This is a genomic window from Macrococcus epidermidis (genome assembly GCF_003259695.1).
Taxonomy (GTDB): Bacteria; Bacillota; Bacilli; order Staphylococcales; family Staphylococcaceae; genus Macrococcoides; species Macrococcoides epidermidis.
This window is the reverse complement of record NZ_PZJH01000011.1, coordinates 19,319-36,589: the sequence shown is the minus strand read 5'-3', so window position 1 is coordinate 36,589 and position 17,271 is coordinate 19,319. Positions and strand designations below refer to the sequence as shown.

The window sequence follows — 17,271 nt, the reverse complement described above, 5'->3', positions numbered from 1 at the left end:
AGAGGTCACACCTGTTCCCATACCGAACACAGAAGTTAAGCTCTCTAGCGCCGATGGTAGTTGGTCTTACGATCCGCGAGAGTAGGACGTTGCCGGGCAGATTTATAGTAATACCTTAAATGGATGCGATGAGCCGCAAACGAGTGACCTGTTAAGGTCTCTTTTTTTTGCATTTTTTTAAGTGTTTTTATTATTAGATACTTAGTTTTAAAAATGTTGGTACAATAAAAGATAGAAGTAATGAAAATGTTTAACATATAGAAATGATTTGTAAAATTAAAGGAGTTCTTTCTATGAAAATGTATAATGCTATGATTGAACATTTTAAACAAATTCCAATTTCACTGCATGTTCCTGGTCACCATTATCAAACGATAGGACATCTTGATAACTTAGAATTAAAATACGATGTTACAGAAATTTCAGGTATGGATGATTATCATCATCCTGATGATATTATAAAGAATAGTCAATTATCGATTGACAAAGAGGGATATGATTCACGTTTTTTAGTAAACGGTACAACTGTTGGTTTACTGGCAGTGATTCTTTCCTTTATAGAGGCTGGTGAAGTTCCGAGTGTTGCTATTATGAGAAATGCGCACAAATCAATTTATAATGCGATTGCATTGGGAAAAGGTAGCGCATATATTTTACCGACAAATGTTTCATATACTACAAAAGAGTATAGTGGAATTGATATAGGAGCTATTGATAAAGATGTGTTGCCTCATATTAAATTAGCGGTATTAACATATCCTAATTATTTTGGTGAAACATATGATATTAAAGCGGCAATTGAGTATTTTCATCGTTATCATATTCCTGTATTAATTGATGAAGCGCATGGCGCGCATTTTAATATTTCAGAGCATTTTCCTGTAAGTTCATTAAAATACGCAGCTGATTTCGTAGTACAGTCTTATCATAAGACATTACCTGCATTTACAATGAGTTCAGTTATTCATATAAATCATGCTATTCCTGAAGATATAAAACACCAGATAAATCATTTACTTTCGATACTACAATCTTCTAGTCCTTCGTATATGCTAATGTTAGGTTTAGAACACGCAGATACCTTTTATAAGCATTATAAAGATAGATTATTTTTTAAGCGTAGAACGACATTACTAAAAGCACTGCGCAAAGTCTTTGATGTTATAGAAGCAGAGGATCCACTGAAGATAATGTTGATGCACGAGCATTATAGTGGTATAGAATTAGCGCATTTATTAGAGAGATACGGTATATTTACTGAGTTGAGTAATGAAAAGTTTGTATTATGTGTATTGCCATTATGGCATGAGAATGATCGTTATTTATTTGAGTTATTGATTGATAGAATAAATAATATAAAATTAGATAATAACAGAGATAGTAATGAAGTTAAAAGTGAGATGTTATATAATCAATTAGATGGAAGTTATATTGCCCAAACTTCAAATAATATTATCAATATAACGTTAGATAAAAGTATAGGTCGTGTATGTGCAGAACATATTATTCCGTATCCTCCAGGTATTCCTTACATATTAGAGGGAGAAATGATTACGGAGGAGCATGTTCAACATGTAAAATCATTTATTTCTGATGGTGGAAAAATACATGGTATCTATGATTATAAAATTCGTGTGTGGGAGTAGGAGTAAATAATGAGTTATTTTATTACAATTGAAGGTCCGGAAGGTTCAGGTAAAAGTACGGTTATTAAAGCATTAGCGAAGGAATTAAGTAACGATTTTGAAGTAGTTACTACGAGAGAACCTGGTGGTATAAAAATTAGTGAAGATATCCGTAATATCATTTTAGATGATGCGAGTGCAATGGATTACAGAACAGAGGCGTTATTGTTTGCTGCAAGCCGTAGACAACATCTTGTAGAAAAAGTATTACCAGCACTTCAAATGGGTAAGATTGTATTGTGTGACCGTTTTATTGATAGTTCATTAGCCTACCAAGGTTATGCGCGCGGTATCGGGGTTGACGAAATTCGTGCTATCAATGAATTTGCGATTGAAGGTAAATATCCGGATTTAACGTTATATTTGCGTGTTGAACCTGAAATTGGTTTATTACGTATTAAAGATAATTCACGTGAAACAAACCGATTAGACAAAGAACAGATTGATTTCCACCAACGTGTTGTAAAAGGATATGATGAATTACTTCATTTACATCCAGAGAGAATTAAATTGATCGATGCTTCGAAACCTTTGTTGGAAGTAGTTAATGATTGTTTAGAAGCAATTAATAAGAGCATTAACTAGTTTGTGATATAATTGATGATAAGAGGTGTTTCATATGAAAATGATAATTGCAATTGTACAAGATCAGGACAGTCAAAGTCTATCTGATGTACTTACTAAAAATAATTTTAGAACAACAAAACTCGCTTCTACTGGCGGATTTTTAAGGGCTGGTAATACGACATTTCTATGTGGTGTGGAAGATGAACGTGTAAATGAACTATTAACTTTAATCAATGGTACTTGTGGTAACCGAGAACAAGTTGTTACACCTGTGACGCCAATGGGTGGCAATGCGGATGCTTATATTCCATATCCAGTTGAAGTCGAAGTTGGTGGCGCAACAGTCTTTGTAATGCCGATTGAACAATTTCATCAGTTCTAACATAAGCTGCCATGTGCAGCTTTTTGATTATATAAAGGAGTAGATTGAATGCTTAAGCAACTGCAGCATCTTATCGATAATAATAAATTAAGTCATGCATATTTGTTTGATGGACAGAATAGAGGCCAGTTAAAAGATGAAGCAATGCGTTTTGCGGCACAAATACTTTGTAGTAATAATGATATATGTCAAAGTCGCGTTCAAAATTTAAATCACGCGGATTTCATTCTTCTAGAAACAAGTGAAGCCACGATAAAAAAAGAGTTAATAGAAGATTTGTTACATCGTATGAATCAAAAACCGATTGAAGGCACACATAAAGTCTATATTATTATGGATTTCGATAAAGTAACGGTGCAAGGTGAAAATAGTATATTAAAATTTTTAGAGGAACCCCCAGTAAATACTGTAGCAATATTAGTAACAACTGCACCAAAATCCATCTTACCGACCATCCATTCAAGATGTCAGCATATCTTTATACAAGCTAGTGAAGATGATTTGACCAAGCATAGTGATCTGGATATTCCAAAATCTGTTCTGGCGACGATGAATGCTCTTAACTTAAGTAAAGAAGAAGCAGTGGAATGGTATGAGACACAACAATTTAATGATTTAAAGGGTGTAATAATTAAGTGGTGCCAAACTTTACTAAACAGTGATACAATGGGATTAATTCAAATTGTCAACATTTTGGATACACTCGATTCGCGAGAGAAACAATTGATGGGAATAGACATGATTCAACTGTATCTACAGGATTTGATGTATGTACTCATTGGAGATAATGTAGTAAGTTATCCTGAAATGGAAGAACATATTCAACAGCAGGCAAATCTACTGACAATTGATAAATGTTTAGCAATGATAGACCATACACTTACAGCGAAACAGCAATTGTTACAATATGTTAATATAACATTAGTGTATGAAGCTTTAGCGATTCAAATGCTCAATGAGGTGAAATAATGATAGAAATAATAGGCGTGAAATTTCAGAAATCAGGTAAGACAGAATATTATCAACCTGGTGATGAACAATTTTCAGTCAATGAATTAGTAGTAATTGATAATAAAAAGCGTGGCGTTGAACTTGCCCGTGTTATTATTCCAAATAAAGAAGTGCCGATTGAAGACGTAGTGATGCCGGTACCAATGATTAGTCGTAAAGCAACGGAAAATGATATTTTAAAGTATGAACAAAATATGTTAGACGCTGACCGTGCATTAGAGCTATGTAAACAACACGTTAAAAATCATGAACTCGATATGCGCTTAGTAAATGCAACTTATACATTAGATAAAGCAAAGATTATTTTTAACTTTACTGCTAATGAGCGTGTAGATTTTCGTGAATTAGTTAAAAGTTTAGCCTATGATCTAAAAACACGCATTGAATTACGTCAAATCGGTGTAAGAGATGAAGCGAAGATTCTAGGCGGCATTGGTCCTTGCGGTCGTAGTTTATGCTGTGCAACTTATTTAGGTGATTTTGAACCCGTATCGATAAAAATGGCAAAAGATCAGAATTTATCATTAAATCCTACTAAAATTTCAGGTGCATGTGGTCGTTTAATGTGTTGTTTGAAATACGAAAATGATTATTACGAAGAAACAAGAAGAAGATTACCTGATATTGGGGAAGAAATTCAAACACCTGAAGGACCTGGTCGTGTTATCGGTTTAAATATATTAGATGTGACGATGCAAGTAAAATTAAAGAGTATGGAAACACCAATCGTTTATCATATCGACGAGGTACAAGTTTAGGAGGTTTATCATGAACCGCGATGAATTATTCAATGCTTTAACTAAGCTGGAGAAACAAATCAATAATATAAATGATAGTTATGAAACATTAAAAGAACTGACAGTTGCTTTAGTCGAAGAAAATGTTGCTTTAAAGTTAGAAAATGATAATTTGCAACGTTTCATTCAGGTACCTAAAGAAGAAGAGGAACCTAAAAAGAATAATAAAGTTCTTCAAAGTAAAGATAATTTAGCGATGCTTTACGCAGAAGGCTTTCATATTTGTCCGACAGATTTATTTGGCAAACACCGTGGTGGTGGTGACTGTATTTTTTGTTTAAGCTTACTATCTGATAAAGAATAAAAAGAGGCGTAAGCCTTTTTTTATTGGAGGAATTATGATGTTATTAGAAAATGAAAGATTTGATCAATTAATTAAAGAAAATTTATCCATCATTCAAAATGATGATGTGTTTTCTTTTTCAACAGATGCACTGCTACTTGCACACCTTACGCCTTTAAAGAAAAAAGACAAAGTGATAGATATTTGTTCAGGGAATGGCATTATTCCTTTATTATTATCTCATCGTACAAACATGCCGATAGAAGCAATCGAAATTCAGTCACAACTTGTGGATATGGCAAGGCGATCTGTTCAATATAACAAACTGGAAGAACAGATTTGTATGCACGAGATGGACATAAAGTGCGTGAAACAAAATTTTATACCCAGTCAATTTGATGTTGTAACATGTAATCCTCCTTACTTTAGAGCAAATCAGGAGTATCAGCATTTAAAGGAAGCTCATCGTATTGCTCGAACTGAAGTGCTTTGTACATTTTTAGATTGCGTCCAGTCTGCAAACCATTTACTGAAGCAAAGAGGAAAAATGATTGTTGTTCAACGTGCTGATCGGTTGATTGATGTGCTTTCTGATATGAGATCAGTTGGCATTGAACCTAAAGTTATTTATCCTATCTATTCATCACCTACTAAACCCGATGCGATTACAGTTGTTGTCGTTGGTATAAAAGGTGGTAAACCAGATGTGAAGGTTATGCCGCCGTTTTATATTTATGATACGGATGGTACTTATTCTAAATCGATGAATGAGGTTTATTATGGGTAGTCATTATATTTATATATTAGAATGTAGTGATGGTACACTGTATACAGGCTATACAAATGACCTGGAGAAAAGACTCCATACCCATAACGAAGGCAGAGGTGCAAAGTATACAAGAGTAAGATTACCGGTGAAACGCGTATACGAAGAAAGTTTTGAAACGAAAAGTGCAGCAATGCAAAGAGAGTATGCGATTAAACAATTAACACGTTCACAAAAGATTAAATTAATACAGGGAGGTACCTTATGAGCGGTATCTTATATTTAGTAGGTACACCAATCGGCAATTTAGAAGATATTACATTTAGAGCGGTAAGAATGTTAAAAGAAGCGGATATCATTTTATGTGAAGACACAAGGGTGACTAAAAAACTCGTTATGCATTATGATATTGATACACCATTAAAAAGCTACCATGAGCACAATAAAGAACAGGTGACAGATTATATTATCGATTTATTGTTAGAAGGAAACCGTATCGCATTGGTTTCTGATGCAGGACTTCCCCTTATAAGTGATCCGGGATATGAACTGGTTGTTGTGGCACGTGAGAAAGGTATTAAAGTTGAAACAGTGCCAGGTGCTAATGCCGCACTTACAGCTTTAATGACAAGTGGTATTAGCTCTTATTCATTTTTATTTGATGGTTTTTTACCTCGCAAAGATAATGAAAAGAAAGAGCGACTTGTATCGCTTATGGCTTTACCTCACACCATCATAATCTACGAATCACCGTTTCGTGTGAAACATACATTAGAAATGATTGCAAAAATAGACGGTACACGTAAAATATCCATTGCACGTGAACTGACTAAGAAATTTGAGCAAGTTGAAACGGATTCAGTGTTGTATCTATTAGAACGACTGGACAAAGATATTAATCTTAAAGGTGAGTTTGTTCTTATAATTGAAGGCAGCACAGGCGAAAATAATGTGAACTGGTGGTCAGAAATGACGGTTGAAGATCACGTCAATCACTATGTTAAAGAAGGATTACGAAATAAAGAGGCGATTAAACAAGTTGCTTTAGATAGAGAAATGAAGAAGAACGAAGTGTATCAAATGTATCATGTCGATAAAAAATAAAAAGGTTCGAGTCCAAATGGACTCGAACCTTTTTATTTTTATATCTTATTTATCTTTAGCTTCGATCTCTTTTAAGATTTGTTCTACGCCTTCTTTAGATAATACTAATTTACCACCTGCTAATAAATAGTTATCTTCAGAAACATCACCAGTTACAGCACAAGTCATGCTTGGTTTATATTTTTTTAAGATAATTTTATCTGCATCAGTATAGATTTCTAAAGCGTCTTTTTCAGCGATGTCTAAAATACGACGTAATTCGATTGGAATAACTACACGTCCTAATTCGTCAACTTTTCTTACGATACCAGTAGATTTCATAATATATTTCCTCCAAAAATTGTTTTTGTAGTAATTTTAGTAAATTCGACAAAATTAATAAGTGTTTTCGACATTTGTCTTAATAAGAGTGTACTACCGTATTTTTACATTGTCAACGATATATGATTAAAATCTTTATTTGTAATGGTTTAGTAATGTTATGTAATATTCAGAATTTGAGAACTTTACTTGATTTTACAATATATTAATAATTTTACTTGTCGAATTGTAAAGATTAGTCATATTGAAAAATAACGAAAACTTCTGTATATTTAAAGGATAAATAGCACTAGGAGGACGAACATGACGAACGATACTTTTTATATAACAACGCCTATATATTATCCAAGCGGTAAATTACATATTGGACATGCATATTCAACAGTAGCAGGTGACGCTATCGCGCGTTACAAAAGAATGCAAGGTTACGATGTTAAGTATTTAACAGGTACAGATGAACATGGCCAAAAGATTCAGGAGAAAGCACTTGCTGCCGGTAAATCTGAAATAGAATATTTAGATGAAATCATTAAAGACATTCAGGCATTATGGAAAAAGCTTGATATTTCAAACGATGATTTTATTAGAACGACTGAAACGCGTCATAAACTTGTTGTCGAAAAAGTATTCGAAAAATTATTAGCACAAGATGATATTTATTTAGGTGAATATGAAGGATGGTATTCAGTGCCAGACGAAACATTCTACACTGAAACGCAACTTGTTGATCCTATTATGGAAGGCGATAAAATCGTTGGAGGGAAAAGTCCGGATTCAGGACACCCGGTTCAACTTGTGAAAGAAGAAAGTTATTTCTTTAGATTGAGTAAATATGCTGATCGTTTAGTACAATATTATGAAGATCATCCTGATTTCATTCAACCTGTTTCTCGAAAAAATGAAATGTTAAATAACTTTATTAAACCAGGGTTAGAAGATTTAGCTGTTTCTCGTACATCTTTTGACTGGGGGATAAAAGTTCCGTCTAATCCGAAACATGTTGTATATGTTTGGATTGATGCATTAACAAACTATATCTCTGCTTTAGGTTACCTTTCAGAAGATGATACAGAATTTAAGAAATACTGGCCAGCTGATGTCCATATTATGGCGAAAGAAATTGTTCGTTTCCATACAATTATATGGCCAGTTTTACTCATGGCTTTAGATTTACCATTACCGAAGAAAGTATTTGCTCACGGCTGGATCTTGATGAAAGACGGTAAGATGAGTAAGTCTAAAGGGAATGTGGTAGATCCGCATATCCTAATTGATCGTTACGGTTTAGACGCAGTGCGATACTACTTAATGCGTGAGTTACCATTTGGTTCAGATGGAGTGTTTACGCCTGAAGCTTTCGTTGATCGTACAAACTTTGACCTTGCCAATGACTTAGGTAACTTAGTTAACCGTACGATTGCGATGATCAATAAATATTTTGATGGCAATCTTTCTGGCTACAAAGGTCAAATGCATGAAGTAGATGCTGAAATTGAAGCGTTAGCACTTGAAACGAAAGCGAAATACGATGCTGCTATGGAGAACTTACAATATTCAGTAGCGTTACAAGAAGTATGGAAGCTGATTTCAAGAACAAATAAATATATCGATGAAACAACACCGTGGATTTTAATCAAAGATGAAGCACAAAAAGAATTATTAGAAAGCGTAATGTATCACTTAGTTGAGAATATTCGTTTTGCGAGCGTATTGTTACGCCCATTCTTAACAGAAGCACCGACAAAAATCTTTAATCAGTTAAATATTCAGGATCCAACATTATTTGAATTTGCGAGTCTTGATGCATACGGTAAGATTAAAGACTTAAAAGTGGTTGAGAAAGCAACACCAATCTTCCCGCGTTTAGATACAGCAGCTGAAGTAGAATTTATTAAGAGTACGATGCAACCGCCTGCACCAGCAGAAGAGGAAAAAGAAGAAGTACCTGCTAAGCCGGAGATTACAATTGATACATTTAATGAAGTAGAATTAAAAACAGCTACTATCATTGACGCGGATTACGTGAAAAAAGCGAAAAAATTATTAAAAATCCAGGTAGATTTAGGTAATGAACAACGCCAAATCGTATCAGGAATAGCTGAATTCTATAAACCAGAAGACATTATCGGTAAAAAAGTAATTGTTGTGACAAACTTAAAACCGGTAGAATTACGTGGAGAGAAATCAGAAGGAATGATTTTGTCAGCAGAAAAAGATGGTGCATTAACATTAGTCAGCGTACCAAATGCAATTGAGAACGGCTCAATCGTAAAATAAAAACACGAGGAGTGATACTGTGTTAATAGATACACACGTTCATTTAAACGCAGATCAGTACGAAGAAGATTTACAGGAAGTTATAGATAGAGCACGAGAAAACGGAATAGACCGTATGATCGTCGTTGGATTTGATGAAGTAACAATTAAACGCACGATGAAGCTCATTGATCAATATGAATTTGTATTTGGTGTAATCGGCTGGCATCCAGTGGATGCGATTGATTTCACTGATGAATATTATGAATGGATTAAAGAACTTTCTAAACATCCAAAAATTGTTGCTATCGGTGAAATGGGGCTCGATTATCACTGGGATAAATCACCGAAAGATGTCCAAAAAGAAGTGTTTAAACGCCAGATTAAACTGGCTAAAGAAGTAAATTTACCGATTGTAATTCACAACCGAGAAGCAACCGCAGACGTAATTGAAATCTTAAAGTCAGAAAATGCGCATGAAGTTGGAGGCGTGATGCACAGCTTTAGTGGTAGCCCTGAAACATGTGATGAAGTGTTGAAATTAAACTTTATCATCTCTTTAGGTGGACCAGTAACGTTTAAAAATGCAAAGCAACCGAAAGCAGTAGCGCAGCATGTGCCATTAGATAAGTTAATCGTGGAAACAGACGCGCCATATTTAACACCACATCCGTATCGTGGTAAACGTAATGAACCGATGCACGTGAAACTAGTGGCAGAAGAGATTGCTGCACTAAGAGGCATTACTTATGAAGAAGTCGCGGAACAAACCACGAAAAATGCAGAACAGCTGTTTGGTGGATTAGGAAAATAAGTAGGGACATTTGTCTCTGCTTATTTTTTACTATAAATAATTCTATCCATTTTTAAAATAACAAGTATAATTGTAATATTGTATATAGATAAGTCAAAAGGAAAGATTGATATGAAAATAAATGAAATGATTGTCGTAGAAGGTAAGGACGATACAACGCGAGTAAAGATGGCAGTTGAGTGCGATACGATTGAAACGAATGGTTCTGCCCTCAATGATGAAACAATTGAAGCGATACAACACGCTGCTGAGGTGCGTGGTGTCATTGTGTTAACGGATCCTGATTACCCGGGAAATAAGATTAGAAAATCCATTGAACAGCGTGTACCAACGGTGAAACATGCGTTTATCGATGCGGATATTGCATGTAATAAGCGTGGTAAAGTTGGTATTGAGCATGCACCGGTTGAAGCAATTCGTGATGCATTATTAAGTGTTTCTTCACCGTTTGAGCATGATTCAGAAACGGTATCAAAAGCTTTGCTTATTGATTTAGGGTTAATAATTGGCCCTCAAGCGGCATCGAAGCGTAAAGACTTGTGCAAAAGTTTAAGAATTGGTTATTGTAATGGTAAGCAATTATTTCATAGATTAAATGCATTTGGCATTACTGAAGCGGACGTGTTAGATGCTATGAATTTAGATAATAAGGAGAATTTCAATGGAAATGAATGATATTGCAACACCAACGCGTACGAGGGAATTGTTAAATAAATATGGCTTTAAATTTAAGAAAAGTTTAGGGCAGAACTTCTTAGTCGATCCAAACGTTATTCGTAATATTATTGATGCTGCAGGGATTGATGAGACGTGTGGTGTTATTGAAATAGGTCCTGGTATGGGTTCTTTAACAGAACAACTTGCGCGAAAGGCTAAATGCGTATTAGCGTTTGAAATTGACCAGCGTCTGATTCCAATTTTAGGGGATACATTAAGTTCATACGACAATGTTACAGTGATTAATGAAGATATATTAAAGGCAAATGTAAAAGCAGCGATTGATGAACATTTATCTGATTGTGACGATATCTTTGTCGTCGCCAACTTACCGTATTATATTACGACGCCTATTTTGATGGGGTTATTAGAACAGCATTTACCGATTAACAGTTACGTTGTGATGATGCAAAAAGAAGTGGGAGAGCGTTTAACAGCAGGACCGTCAACAAAGGCATATGGTTCTTTATCTATTGCGATTCAATATTATACAGATGTGAAACGTGTCATGATTGTCCCTAAAGGAGTATTCATGCCACCACCTAATGTTGATTCACTTGTAGTGAAGTTAACGACATTACCAGAACCACGCGTTAAAGTGGATGACGAAAAGTTGTATTTTAAATTAACAAGAGGTGCATTTGTACAACGTAGAAAGACGATATTAAATAATTATATGAGTCTGTTTCCAAATAGTAAGGAATATAAAGACGACATTATCGCATGGCTAGAAGAGAGTAACATTGCTCCAAGTCGTAGAGGAGAAAGTTTGTCGCTCGAAGAATTTGCACGACTTGCAAATAATATAAAAAATTACCCACAAATAGTGATATAAAATATTGACAAGCGTAATTTAAATTGATAAAATTAAAAATTTTATTGACTATTTATATGCAAAGTGTTATAATTTAAGGCATAGTGAGGTGGGTTTCTATGCCAAAAACATTAGTAGACATCAAAAAAATTCTTGATTGTCAGTTAGGAAATCAGATTGTACTAAGAGCTAATGGAGGACGTAAAAAGTTAATTGAGCGCCGCGGTGTGCTTAAAGAAACTTATCCATCAGTTTTCGTGGTTGAATTAGACCAAGATAAACATAATTTTGAGCGTGTGTCATATACATATACCGACGTATTGACAGAAAACGTACAAGTAACATTTGTAAATGATCAGCAAGAAGAATTTCTTGTTCAATAAAAATTAAAACCTATTCCATATGGAATAGGTTTTAATTTTTTTATTTTGCATTTCATGAAATGGTATAACGTGAGTTGTGATAAAATAATATAATATTAAAAACTATGAGTGAGGAATTATTATGATTTATGAAAATGCATCAGCAAAAATCAATTTGACATTAGACACTTTATATAAACGAGAAGATGGATATCATGAAGTAGAGATGATTATGACAACAGTAGATTTATATGATCGTTTGACTTTAGAGAAACGTAAAGACAAGCAAATCGTATTAAAAGTTGAACACTTATATGTACCGAATGATAACCGTAACTTAGCATATAAAGCAGCAAAGATTATGATGGAGCGCTATAATCTAGATTGCGGGGTGACAATCACATTGGATAAGACGATCCCGATAGCAGCCGGTCTTGCGGGTGGATCAAGCGATGCAGCAGCGACGTTTCGCGGTATGAATAGATTGTTTGAATTAGGATTATCGCTCGATACATTGGCAGAACATGCTGCTGAAATCGGTTCAGATATTTCATTCTGTGTGCATGGAAAGACGAGTCTTTGCACAGGCCGTGGTGAGCAGTTGCAACATTTACCTAAACCGCCTGCTTGCTGGGTCATCTTAGCAAAACCTGATATTAGCGTTTCTACACAAGAGGTGTATACTGCGCTTGATTTAACAAAACCTCACGCAAAAATTGATAGTAAGGCTTGTGCTGAAGCAATTGAGAATGGGGATTATAACGAAATGATTCGTCATTTAGGAAATCGTTTAGAATCCGTCACTATTGAAATGCATCCGATTATCCAGACATTAAAAGACACGATGATGAAAGCTGGCGCAGATATAGCGATGATGAGTGGCAGCGGTCCAACAGTTTACGGATTAGCAGCGAAAGAACGTCAGGCAAAGAGTGTAGTCAATGCGCTTAAAGGTTGTTGTAAAGAAGTATATATGGTGCGCATGTTAGGATGAATATAAATTCCCGAACATTTATGGTATATTTAACGTATAATATGCGTAAAGAGGGATTTTAATGAAGTTTAAAAGAAGTGAAAGAATCGTTTATATGACAAGTTACTTGTTGAGTCATCCTAATGAGCTTGTACCGTTGACGTATTTTGTAGATAAATTCGGTCAGGCAAAGTCTTCAATCAGTGAAGATGTACAAATCATTAAAGATACTTTTATCAAAGAAGAAATCGGAACAATCACTACGACTGCAGGAGCAAGTGGTGGTGTAACGTTTAAGCATAAGATGTTTTATAAAGAAGCCGATCAATTGATTTCTCAGTTGTGTGAAATGCTGCAGGAGAAAGAACGATTGCTGCCAGGTGGCTATCTTTTCATGTCCGATGTTGTAGGGACACCGAGTTTATTAAATCAAGTTGGAAAGCTCATCGCAACGATGTATATGGATGAAGAGTTAGATGCTGTCGTAACGATTGCAACGAAAGGTATTTCATTAGCAAATGCGGTTGCAAGTATACTTAATCTGCCTGTTGTCGTTATTCGAAAAGACAATAAGGTCACAGAAGGATCAACGGTTTCGATAAATTATGTTTCAGGTTCTTCACGAAAAATTGAAACAATGGTATTATCAAAAAGGACATTACCTGAAGGTTCAAAAGTTTTAATTGTAGATGATTTTATGCGTGCGGGTGGATCAATTACAGGTGTTATGAATTTAATGAATGAGTTTAAAGCCACTGTTAAAGGGGTAACAGTCTTAGTAGAATCAAAAGAAGTTAAAAATCGCTTGATTCAAGACTATACCTCTTTAGTGAAATTATCCGACGTAGATGAATATAATCAATCTTTTACAGTTGAAAAAGGTAATTGCTTAGAAAAATTTTCGAAATAAAAAGGAGATATCATCATGAAATCTATTTTCACAAAAAATGCACCGGCAGCAATTGGACCATACAGCCACGCTGTTGTAGTTAACAATATGGTTTATACAAGTGGACAAATTCCACTGACTTTAGATGGTGAAGTAATAGGTGATGACGTTGCAGAGCAAACGAAGCAAGTATTAGAAAACTTATCAGCTGTATTAGAAGAAAGCGGATCGAATTTAAATTCAGTAGTAAAAACAATGATTTTTATTAGTGATATGAATGACTTCCCAATCATCAATGAAGTATATGGCGAATATTTCAATGCGCACCTTCCTGCAAGAAGTTGTGTTGAAGTGAGTCGTCTTCCTAAAGATGTGAAAGTTGAGATTGAAGCGGTAGCTCTAAAAGTTAAGTAGATTTTTAACTTACATTTTATATAGGAGGCTATCTAAGATGAAAGTCACAGATGTTAGAATGAGAAAATTAGCTACGGACAGTAGAATGAAAGCATTGGTATCAATTACGCTGGATGAGGCATTTGTTATTCATGATTTACGCGTTATTGAAGGGAACAACGGATTATTCGTGGCAATGCCGAGCAAACGTACTGCAGATGGCGAATTCCGTGACATCGCCCATCCAATTAATAGCGAAATGCGTCAAGAAATTCAGGCTGCAGTCATGAAAGTATATGACGAAACTGAAGCGATTGATCCAAGTGAATTAGGAAAGAATAATCATAACGACGACGTGGATACTGCTGAAGATGCTACAAGTGAAGCAGCACCTAATTTAGTAGAATCTGATTCACAAACGACAGTTGAAGAAGATTTAAAATAATTGAAATGAAATAGTGAATAAGCGTGTCTGATAACAAATTATCAGGCGCGCTTTTTTGTTTATCGAAATATACATAATGTATGTTAAAATAAAAATAACTGAGCAGATTACACATCGCATAGCTTATAAAAAAATGTTTTACTGGGGGATAATATATATGACAAAACAAGCTGTTATTTTAGCTGCAGGAAAAGGGACACGAATGAAGTCAAAACTGCATAAAGTATTACATCCTGTCTGTGGTAAACCAATGGTACAGCATGTAATAGATAATATTAAAGCGGCAGGTGTAACAGATATCGTTACAATCGTTGGATATGGCGCTGAAGATGTAAAGCGATCTTTGGCAGATCAATCTCAATTTAGTATGCAGACAGAACAGTTAGGAACTGCACATGCCGTTCAAATGGCTGCTGAGCATTTAGCAGATAAAGAAGGTACGACAATTGTAATTTGTGGAGACACACCTTTAATTTCAGAAGAAACAATTCAAGGCTTTGTAGCACATCACGAAACAACTGGTGCAAAAGCAACGATTCTTTCAGCTAAAACGAATACACCGTTCGGATATGGACGTATTATTCGTGACGAACACGGTAGTGTAGAACGTATTGTTGAAGAAAAGGATGCTAACATTGAAGAAAAATTAGTCAATGAAATTAGTTCTGGTACTTTCTGTTTTGATAATAAATTATTATTCGAATTATTAAAGCAAGTTGATAATGATAATGCACAAGGTGAGTATTATTTACCTGATGTGATTAAATTATTACGCGCACAAGGTGAACTTGTAGAAGCGTTTGTTACTGAAGATTTCAGTGAAACGTTAGGTATAAATGATCGCTATAATTTATCGATTGCTGAACAAACGATGCGTTTACGTATTAATAAAATGCACATGATGAATGGTGTGACAATTATTGATCCGCTGACAACGTATATTGATAAAGATGTTGAAATCGGAGCGGATACTGTTATTGAGCCCAGTGTTATGTTAAAAGGGAACACTAAAATTGGTGAAGGCGTAGTAATTACTGCACACACTACGATTGAGAATAGTGAAATAAAAGATAATGTTACTGTAAAACAATCATATATTTCAGAATCATTTGTTGATGAAAGAACAGCAATTGGACCATTTGCACAACTTCGTCCAGGTAGTGATGTCGGTAAAGAAGTTAAGATTGGTAACTTCGTAGAAATTAAAAAATCTAAATTAGAAGATGAAGCGAAAGTTTCACATTTAAGCTATATTGGTGATGCTGAAATCGGTGCACGTACTAACGTTGGTTGTGGTGCGATTACTGTAAATTATGATGGCAAAAATAAGTTTAAAACTGTTGTTGGTAAAGATTCGTTTATCGGATGTAATTCAAATCTTGTAGCGCCAGTTCATATAGGAGATGAATCTTTTGTAGCTGCAGGTTCTACCATTACAGATGATGTGCCAAATAAAAGTCTGGCATTAGGACGTGCAAGACAAACTACAAAAGAAGGCTACTACGATAAAGCATAGTAATGTATAATATTAAGGTCATAGTAAAGTTATTTCATATACAGAAAGCGATAAATAATACGATATCTAAAATGGGGGCATTACAAAATGATGATGAATAATGAATACAGAAATACAACTTTAAAGATTTTTTCTTTAAACGCTAACCAGCCTTTAGCTGAAGAAATTGCTAAAGAGGTAGGGATTCCTTTAGGGAAATCAAGTGTTAAACGTTTCAGTGATGGAGAAGTTCAGATCAACATCGAAGAAAGTATTCGTGGATGTGATGTATTTATCGTTCAACCAACATCTAATCCGGTAAATGAACATTTAATGGAATTATTAATCATGATTGATGCATTAAAACGTGCTTCAGCAGTAACAATTAACGTTGTAATGCCTTATTATGGTTACGCACGTCAAGACCGTAAAGCACGTAGCCGTGAGCCTATCACTGCGAAATTAGTTGCAGATATGATCGAAAAAGCAGGAGCAGACCGCGTTATTGCTTTAGATTTACATGCGCCTCAAATTCAAGGTTTCTTTGATTTACCGATTGACCACTTAATGGGTGTACCTATCCTTTCTGATTATTTTGAAGCGAAAGAAGAAATCGATAAAGATTCATTAGTTATCGTTTCACCTGACCATGGCGGAGTGACACGTGCGCGTAAGATGGCAGACCGCTTAAAAGCACCGATTGCGATTATCGATAAACGTCGTCCGAAACCAAATGTTTCTGAAGTAATGAATATCGTTGGAGACATTAACGGGAAAACTGCAATCATCATTGATGACATCATCGATACAGCAGGTACAATCACATTAGCTGCTCAAGCGTTAATCGACAAAGGTGCAAAAGAAGTATATGCATGTTGTACACATCCTGTATTATCAGGCCCTGCTTATGAGAGAATTGAAAACTCAGCAATTAAAGAATTAGTTGTTACAAACTCTATTTTATTACCTGAAGAAAATAAACCAGCGAAAATTAAACAGTTATCAGTTGGTGAATTATTAGCACAAGCGATTGTTCGAGTATATGAACAAGAATCTGTAAGTATTTTATTTGATTAATAGTGCTTTAGACACAATGTTTATGCGTAGCATTGTGTCTTTTTATAATCTTTAAAAATTTATTTAATAAAAAATGTTTAGAAGAAGTTTAACGGGGTATTAATAAATTATGTGATAAAT

General features: G+C 34.8%; 21 protein-coding genes and 1 rRNA gene. 21 read left to right on the top strand and 1 reads right to left on the bottom strand.

Going from position 1 to position 17,271, the window contains the following annotated elements; genetic code table 11:
- The 10 genes from rrf to rsmI form a co-directional block, all read left to right on the top strand.
- Nucleotides 1-98, top strand: a 5S ribosomal RNA gene (gene rrf / locus BHU61_RS12850); the annotation flags it as partial.
- Between the two features lie 195 nt (nt 99-293).
- The gene (locus BHU61_RS12845) at nt 294-1,646 is read left to right on the top strand and encodes an Orn/Lys/Arg family decarboxylase (RefSeq protein WP_170122563.1); all 1,353 of its coding nucleotides are present in this window, start codon (nt 294-296) and stop codon (nt 1,644-1,646) included.
- 9 nt (nt 1,647-1,655) lie between these two features.
- Complete coding sequence (gene tmk / locus BHU61_RS12840) at nt 1,656-2,270, top strand: dTMP kinase (protein WP_111717441.1); 615 nt, start codon at nt 1,656-1,658, stop codon at nt 2,268-2,270.
- Nucleotides 2,271-2,304: 34 nt separating this feature from the next.
- Nucleotides 2,305-2,634 carry a cyclic-di-AMP receptor gene (locus BHU61_RS12835; protein WP_099577248.1) on the top strand — a complete coding sequence of 110 codons (330 nt, stop codon included), beginning with the start codon at nt 2,305-2,307 and terminating at the stop codon, nt 2,632-2,634.
- 48 nt (nt 2,635-2,682) lie between these two features.
- Complete coding sequence (locus BHU61_RS12830; protein ID WP_111717439.1) at nt 2,683-3,603, top strand: DNA polymerase III subunit delta'; 921 nt, start codon at nt 2,683-2,685, stop codon at nt 3,601-3,603.
- Nucleotides 3,603-4,403, top strand: a complete 801-nt coding sequence (locus tag BHU61_RS12825; RefSeq protein WP_111717437.1) for a PSP1 domain-containing protein — start codon at nt 3,603-3,605, stop codon at nt 4,401-4,403. Before BHU61_RS12830 ends, BHU61_RS12825 begins: the two co-directional genes overlap by 1 nt.
- Before the next feature lie 10 nt (nt 4,404-4,413).
- Nucleotides 4,414-4,746, top strand: a complete 333-nt coding sequence (gene yabA, locus BHU61_RS12820) for a DNA replication initiation control protein YabA (protein ID WP_111717435.1) — start codon at nt 4,414-4,416, stop codon at nt 4,744-4,746.
- Between the two features lie 37 nt (nt 4,747-4,783).
- A complete protein-coding gene (locus BHU61_RS12815) occupies nt 4,784-5,512 on the top strand; it encodes a tRNA1(Val) (adenine(37)-N6)-methyltransferase (protein WP_111717433.1) in 729 nt (242 codons plus the stop codon).
- Complete coding sequence (locus BHU61_RS12810; RefSeq protein ID WP_111717432.1) at nt 5,505-5,759, top strand: GIY-YIG nuclease family protein; 255 nt, start codon at nt 5,505-5,507, stop codon at nt 5,757-5,759. The genes BHU61_RS12815 and BHU61_RS12810 overlap by 8 nt, the downstream gene beginning before the upstream one ends.
- A complete protein-coding gene (gene rsmI / locus BHU61_RS12805; protein ID WP_111717430.1) occupies nt 5,756-6,595 on the top strand; it encodes a 16S rRNA (cytidine(1402)-2'-O)-methyltransferase in 840 nt (279 codons plus the stop codon). Before BHU61_RS12810 ends, rsmI begins: the two co-directional genes overlap by 4 nt.
- A 45-nt stretch (nt 6,596-6,640) precedes the next feature.
- Here rsmI and BHU61_RS12800 read toward each other — a convergent pair whose 3' ends face one another.
- Nucleotides 6,641-6,916, bottom strand: coding sequence for an AbrB/MazE/SpoVT family DNA-binding domain-containing protein (locus BHU61_RS12800; protein ID WP_099577262.1), 276 nt, complete (start codon nt 6,914-6,916; stop codon nt 6,641-6,643).
- Nucleotides 6,917-7,219: 303 nt separating this feature from the next.
- On the opposite strand from BHU61_RS12800, the gene metG reads away from it, so the two are divergent.
- The 11 genes from metG to BHU61_RS12745 all read left to right on the top strand — a co-directional run bounded on the left by metG (nt 7,220) and on the right by BHU61_RS12745 (nt 17,151).
- A complete protein-coding gene (gene metG, locus BHU61_RS12795; protein ID WP_111717428.1) occupies nt 7,220-9,193 on the top strand; it encodes a methionine--tRNA ligase in 1,974 nt (657 codons plus the stop codon).
- 19 nt (nt 9,194-9,212) lie between these two features.
- Nucleotides 9,213-9,986 carry a TatD family hydrolase gene (locus BHU61_RS12790; RefSeq protein WP_111717426.1) on the top strand — a complete coding sequence of 258 codons (774 nt, stop codon included), beginning with the start codon at nt 9,213-9,215 and terminating at the stop codon, nt 9,984-9,986.
- Nucleotides 9,987-10,097: 111 nt separating this feature from the next.
- Nucleotides 10,098-10,661 carry a ribonuclease M5 gene (gene rnmV, locus BHU61_RS12785; RefSeq protein ID WP_111717424.1) on the top strand — a complete coding sequence of 188 codons (564 nt, stop codon included), beginning with the start codon at nt 10,098-10,100 and terminating at the stop codon, nt 10,659-10,661.
- On the top strand, nt 10,648-11,538 hold the full coding sequence (rsmA, locus tag BHU61_RS12780; RefSeq protein WP_111717422.1) for a 16S rRNA (adenine(1518)-N(6)/adenine(1519)-N(6))-dimethyltransferase RsmA: 891 nt from the start codon (nt 10,648-10,650) through the stop codon (nt 11,536-11,538). The genes rnmV and rsmA overlap by 14 nt, the downstream gene beginning before the upstream one ends.
- A gap of 98 nt (nt 11,539-11,636) precedes the next feature.
- Nucleotides 11,637-11,900 carry a biofilm formation stimulator Veg gene (gene veg, locus BHU61_RS12775; RefSeq protein ID WP_096077819.1) on the top strand — a complete coding sequence of 88 codons (264 nt, stop codon included), beginning with the start codon at nt 11,637-11,639 and terminating at the stop codon, nt 11,898-11,900.
- 121 nt (nt 11,901-12,021) lie between these two features.
- A complete protein-coding gene (ispE, locus tag BHU61_RS12770; RefSeq protein WP_111717420.1) occupies nt 12,022-12,873 on the top strand; it encodes a 4-(cytidine 5'-diphospho)-2-C-methyl-D-erythritol kinase in 852 nt (283 codons plus the stop codon).
- Between the two features lie 61 nt (nt 12,874-12,934).
- Nucleotides 12,935-13,762 carry a pur operon repressor gene (gene purR, locus BHU61_RS12765; protein ID WP_096077821.1) on the top strand — a complete coding sequence of 276 codons (828 nt, stop codon included), beginning with the start codon at nt 12,935-12,937 and terminating at the stop codon, nt 13,760-13,762.
- A gap of 15 nt (nt 13,763-13,777) precedes the next feature.
- Entirely contained in the window at nt 13,778-14,155 is a 378-nt protein-coding gene (locus BHU61_RS12760) for a RidA family protein (protein WP_111717418.1), read from the top strand.
- Between the two features lie 37 nt (nt 14,156-14,192).
- Nucleotides 14,193-14,579: a septation regulator SpoVG gene (gene spoVG / locus BHU61_RS12755; protein WP_099577274.1), complete on the top strand. Its 387-nt coding sequence runs from the start codon at nt 14,193-14,195 to the stop codon at nt 14,577-14,579.
- Nucleotides 14,580-14,736: 157 nt separating this feature from the next.
- Nucleotides 14,737-16,095, top strand: a complete 1,359-nt coding sequence (gene glmU, locus BHU61_RS12750) for a bifunctional UDP-N-acetylglucosamine diphosphorylase/glucosamine-1-phosphate N-acetyltransferase GlmU (protein WP_111717416.1) — start codon at nt 14,737-14,739, stop codon at nt 16,093-16,095.
- 90 nt (nt 16,096-16,185) lie between these two features.
- Nucleotides 16,186-17,151, top strand: a complete 966-nt coding sequence (locus BHU61_RS12745) for a ribose-phosphate diphosphokinase (protein ID WP_096078144.1) — start codon at nt 16,186-16,188, stop codon at nt 17,149-17,151.
- Nucleotides 17,152-17,271: the final 120 nt, after the last annotated feature.

What these genes read in the sequence shown, in the direction of transcription:
- BHU61_RS12845 (WP_170122563.1), top strand. Translation starts at nt 294, where the DNA reads ATGAAAATGTATAATGCTATGATTGAACATTTTAAACAAATTCCAATT.
- tmk (WP_111717441.1), top strand. Translation starts at nt 1,656, where the DNA reads ATGAGTTATTTTATTACAATTGAAGGTCCGGAAGGTTCAGGTAAAAGT.
- BHU61_RS12835 (WP_099577248.1), top strand. Translation starts at nt 2,305, where the DNA reads ATGAAAATGATAATTGCAATTGTACAAGATCAGGACAGTCAAAGTCTA.
- BHU61_RS12830 (WP_111717439.1), top strand. Translation starts at nt 2,683, where the DNA reads ATGCTTAAGCAACTGCAGCATCTTATCGATAATAATAAATTAAGTCAT.
- BHU61_RS12825 (WP_111717437.1), top strand. Translation starts at nt 3,603, where the DNA reads ATGATAGAAATAATAGGCGTGAAATTTCAGAAATCAGGTAAGACAGAA.
- yabA (WP_111717435.1), top strand. Translation starts at nt 4,414, where the DNA reads ATGAACCGCGATGAATTATTCAATGCTTTAACTAAGCTGGAGAAACAA.
- BHU61_RS12815 (WP_111717433.1), top strand. Translation starts at nt 4,784, where the DNA reads ATGTTATTAGAAAATGAAAGATTTGATCAATTAATTAAAGAAAATTTA.
- BHU61_RS12810 (WP_111717432.1), top strand. Translation starts at nt 5,505, where the DNA reads ATGGGTAGTCATTATATTTATATATTAGAATGTAGTGATGGTACACTG.
- rsmI (WP_111717430.1), top strand. Translation starts at nt 5,756, where the DNA reads ATGAGCGGTATCTTATATTTAGTAGGTACACCAATCGGCAATTTAGAA.
- BHU61_RS12800 (WP_099577262.1), bottom strand. Translation starts at nt 6,916, where the DNA reads ATGAAATCTACTGGTATCGTAAGAAAAGTTGACGAATTAGGACGTGTA.
- metG (WP_111717428.1), top strand. Translation starts at nt 7,220, where the DNA reads ATGACGAACGATACTTTTTATATAACAACGCCTATATATTATCCAAGC.
- rnmV (WP_111717424.1), top strand. Translation starts at nt 10,098, where the DNA reads ATGAAAATAAATGAAATGATTGTCGTAGAAGGTAAGGACGATACAACG.
- rsmA (WP_111717422.1), top strand. Translation starts at nt 10,648, where the DNA reads ATGGAAATGAATGATATTGCAACACCAACGCGTACGAGGGAATTGTTA.
- veg (WP_096077819.1), top strand. Translation starts at nt 11,637, where the DNA reads ATGCCAAAAACATTAGTAGACATCAAAAAAATTCTTGATTGTCAGTTA.
- ispE (WP_111717420.1), top strand. Translation starts at nt 12,022, where the DNA reads ATGATTTATGAAAATGCATCAGCAAAAATCAATTTGACATTAGACACT.
- purR (WP_096077821.1), top strand. Translation starts at nt 12,935, where the DNA reads ATGAAGTTTAAAAGAAGTGAAAGAATCGTTTATATGACAAGTTACTTG.
- BHU61_RS12760 (WP_111717418.1), top strand. Translation starts at nt 13,778, where the DNA reads ATGAAATCTATTTTCACAAAAAATGCACCGGCAGCAATTGGACCATAC.
- spoVG (WP_099577274.1), top strand. Translation starts at nt 14,193, where the DNA reads ATGAAAGTCACAGATGTTAGAATGAGAAAATTAGCTACGGACAGTAGA.
- glmU (WP_111717416.1), top strand. Translation starts at nt 14,737, where the DNA reads ATGACAAAACAAGCTGTTATTTTAGCTGCAGGAAAAGGGACACGAATG.
- BHU61_RS12745 (WP_096078144.1), top strand. Translation starts at nt 16,186, where the DNA reads ATGATGAATAATGAATACAGAAATACAACTTTAAAGATTTTTTCTTTA.